The sequence below is a fragment of the Streptomyces sp. NPDC007162 genome, assembly GCF_040634175.1.
Taxonomy (GTDB): Bacteria; Actinomycetota; Actinomycetes; order Streptomycetales; family Streptomycetaceae; genus Streptomyces.
Genome location: NZ_JBEYFC010000721.1, coordinates 1 through 3,666, shown reverse-complemented (window position 1 = coordinate 3,666; position 3,666 = coordinate 1). Strand labels below are relative to the sequence as shown.

The window sequence follows — 3,666 nt, the reverse complement described above, 5'->3', positions numbered from 1 at the left end:
GTGACGGGCACGACGGCACGTTGTGCTCTCAAGCACGCCGCCAGTTCGGCCCGGAGCGTGTCGTAGCGGCTCTCGATGCCGGTCAGGTCGAAGAAGATCCGGTCGTCGGTGGCGCCCGCCAGCGCGGCGAGCAGCGGTGCGGACTCGTGCGTCATCGTCGCCCTCACCGCCGCTGTGCTACGGGCGTGAGCGCGGCCGCCCGTACCAGCGGCTCCCACGCCTCCGCCAGCAGGGCGAAGTCCTCGATGTCACCGCGCGCCTCGTCGAGGAGGCGTTCGCGGTGCTGCGCCAGGAGGTCGGCGAACTCGGCGTAGCGGCCGCCCAGTGCTCGGTAGGAGGCGTCGAGGACATCGAGCCGTCGGACGTTCTCGCTCCGGTCGAGCCCCGCGCTCCGCCTGGCGAGCTGGGCCACCGCGGACGCGCGTACCTGCCCCTCACCGTCGAGCAGCGCCGCGCCGGCCCGCGCCATGTGGTCGTAGACGTGGTGGAAGTAGAGCATCGAGAGCAGGAACTTGACGAAGCGCAGCTGGTACGCCGTGAACCCGGAATCGGTGCGGCGTTCGCCGGTGTAGAAGTTGACGATGTTCCGGTTGTGCAGGACGCCCGGCAGTGCGGCGTCGTGGACCAGGTGGATCAGGAAGTAGTCGCTGCCGATCGTGTCGGTGGCGGGCGGCAGGGGCACCCGTTCGTGCACACCGTGGAAGGCGATGTTGCACATGTCCACGCGCATGGGGTCGACCAGGGTGAGGGTGGAGTGGTCCGTGGTGAAGGCGTCCGTGCCGGCGCCCCGGAAGGACTCGTCGACGAGTTGTCTCCTCTGCTCGTCGGACCAGTGCGCCGGCGCCCACAGGCCGACCATGTCGTGATAGACGGCGGGGTCGGTGCGGAGTATCTCGCCGATGTCCACGGACAGTTCGCCGACGAACGAGCTGCCCACCATCGCGACCCGTCTGTCCATGTGGTCGGCGGCCAGGGCGGTTTCGGTGACGTGGCGGGCGGCGTCGGCCGCGCGTCGGCCGAGGGTCAGCAGTTCGTGGTGGACGGGGTACACGGTCTCGCCGTCCACCACCTGGTACCGGCTGTCGGAGTCCCTGCGGTGGACGGACTCGCAGCCGAGCGCGGCGGCCAGGAGGAAGGCGCGGTTGGTGCAGGCGCCGTAGGAGAGGCCTGCCGGGAGCATCAGGTCCAGCAGGAGGTCGGGCTTCACGGCGCCGGATCGGTCGATCGCGCGCCGCAGGAAGTCCCGCTGCCGTGCCTCGTCGAGGTGGTGTACGACGATCCGCGGATCCGCGGGTATCCGGCGCACGGCTTCGGCGTGCTGCGCGTGGGCCGGTCCGGCACAGGAGTCCAGGATCAGGAGGTGCACCTCGGTGTCGAAGTGCCGGACGGCGTAGGCCGCTTCACCGGCGACGGCGGTGATCGTCGCCGCGCAGGGCCTGTTGGTCGGCAGGGTCAGGCAGATTCGGCGCATGTCTCTTCTCCGGCCTGCGGTGTCGTCCCGTCGAGGTCCGCCCCGGTCCAGGACGTGAGGCCTAGCAGCCTGGCGCCGAGGTCGTCGAGGGTGGCGCGCCCGTACCGCAGGGACTCGTGCCGGGTGGCGTCCCCCAGCAGCGTCCCGTTCCAGTCGGGCGTGGCGAGGGTGCGCCACGACTCGACGCGGGAACGCCTGAGCGTCTCGTGGGACTCCAGCGCCGGCATCATCGACAGGTACTGGACCGCCCGTACCTCCTGGTCGGCGGTGTTCGGTGCCACCCCGTGCGCCAGCAGGCCGTTGAAGATCAGCAGGTCGCCGGCCGCCATTTCCGGGCGCACCACGGGGAACTCGGAGCGGTCGATCCTGGGCCGGATCGGGTCGCGGTCGGCCGGCTGGAACACCTTCCACTGGTCGAACCGCTTGAACAGCTCCGGGCAGCACTGGAAGCCGCCGAGTTCCGGTGTGGTGTCGGTCAGGGCGATGATCCCCTGGACCCGCTGCGGCAGTACGCCGAGCGTGGTGTCGACGTCCCAGTGGAGTTCGATGTCGAAGCCCTCGTCCGTGCGTGGGATCAGGGCGCGGTCACGGTTCTTGATGTTGGGCGGGTTGAGGTTGAGCCGGTCGAGCGTCACCCACAGTTCCTCGCAGTCCCAGACGTCGACGAACGCGTCGTAGACCCGCCGGGTCTGGCGGCTGTCCCAGATGAGCTGGTGGTGGTAGGCCTCGACGAAGCCGTAGATGTGCAGTTCCCGGTCGAGGTCGGAGCGGTATGCACGCTCCTCGTACCAGGTCTCCGGGCGTTCGGGGTCGAGTCCCTGGAACTCCCAGGCGAAGTCCAGCAGTCGCCGGGCGGCCGTGGCGGGGACGGCCTGCTTGACCACCACGTAGCCATAGGTCTGCCAGAAGGCGAAGTCCTCTTCGGACAGGACGCGCAGGGGGCGGGTCTTCTTCAGGTCCCGCAGGGGTGTCGGGGCGAGATAGGTCTCGGCGTCCGAGCTGAAGTAGGGGGTGTCCGAGGGGGCTCGATGGAGATAACGGTCAGTCGTGGGCATGCGGTGCTCCACACCTCGTTCTCGGGGACCGGCGGCCCGAAGCGGGTCGCCGACTGCGCGGAGTGAGGGGCGGACACCGTTGCGGGCAGGGTCACTGCACCACGGGTCACACCAGCCCCTCTTCGAACTCGCGTGCAACCAACTTGGACTAGACCAACTGGCGCTGTCAAACATCCCAGTTGAGGGTGCGTTCTCGCCAACACGGCTCGATCCGGGCCCACTTGACAAGGGCGGCTAGCCTGAGCGGGAACCCATTGGTCTGTACCAACAGAAGGGGCTTGCGCGATGGTCTCCAGCAAGCACAGCCAGGAGTTGCGCCGGCTGGCACGCTCCGTCCTGCAGCCGGGCTTCGTGGGCACCGAGGCCCCCGACTGGGTGCTGCGCGAGATCGACGACGGGCTCACCTCGGTCGTGCTCTTCTCCCGCAACATCGTCACGCCCCGGCAGGTAGCGCGTCTCACCGGGCAACTCCGCGCGGCGAACCCGGAGTTGATCATCGCCATCGACGAGGAGGCCGGTGACGTCACCCGGATCGAGTCGGCCACCGGCTCCACCCGTCCGGGCAACTTCGCACTCGGAACCGTCGACGACACCGAGTTGACCGAGGCGGTCGCCGCCGACCTGGGACGGCAGCTGCACACGGCCGGTGTGAGCCTCGACTACGCGCCCAGCGCGGACGTGAACTCCAACCCCGACAACCCGATCATCGGGGTCAGGTCCTTCGGTGTCGACGCCAGGGTGGTGGCGCGGCACACCGGGGCCTGGATCCGGGGACTCCAGTCGGCCGGTGTCGCCGCCTGCGCGAAGCACTTCCCCGGCCACGGTGACGTGGCCGTCGACTCCCACCACGGGCTGCCCGTCTACGAAGCCGACCGCGCGCGGATCGCCGAGCAGGCCCTGCCGCCGTTCCGCGCCGCACTCGAGGCGGGCGTCCGCGCGGTGATGAGCGGCCATCTGCTGGTCCCCGCCTACGACCCCGAACTGCCCGCCACCCTGAGCCGGCGCATCCTGGACGAACTGCTGCGCCAGGAACTCGGGTTCGAGGGAGTCGTCGTCACGGACGCCATCGAGATGGGTGCCGTGGCAGGCCCCTACGGGATCGGCGGGGCCACGGTCAGGGCAGTCGCCGCGGGCGCCGAC

3 protein-coding genes are annotated in these 3,666 nt (G+C 69.8%); 1 reads left to right on the top strand and 2 read right to left on the bottom strand.

Going from position 1 to position 3,666, the window contains the following annotated elements; all coding sequences use genetic code 11:
• Positions 1-163: 163 nt before the first annotated feature.
• On the bottom strand, positions 164-1,471 hold the full coding sequence (locus ABZ646_RS42755; RefSeq protein ID WP_360532074.1) for a DUF6271 family protein: 1,308 nt from the start codon (positions 1,469-1,471) through the stop codon (positions 164-166).
• Complete coding sequence (locus ABZ646_RS42750) at positions 1,453-2,526, bottom strand: phytanoyl-CoA dioxygenase family protein (RefSeq protein ID WP_360532071.1); 1,074 nt, start codon at positions 2,524-2,526, stop codon at positions 1,453-1,455. Before ABZ646_RS42750 ends, ABZ646_RS42755 begins: the two co-directional genes overlap by 19 nt.
• Before the next feature lie 285 nt (positions 2,527-2,811).
• Here ABZ646_RS42750 and ABZ646_RS42745 point away from each other — a divergent pair.
• Positions 2,812-3,666, top strand: an 855-nt coding sequence (locus ABZ646_RS42745) for a glycoside hydrolase family 3 N-terminal domain-containing protein (RefSeq protein WP_360532068.1), incomplete at its 3' end; no start/stop codon positions are given.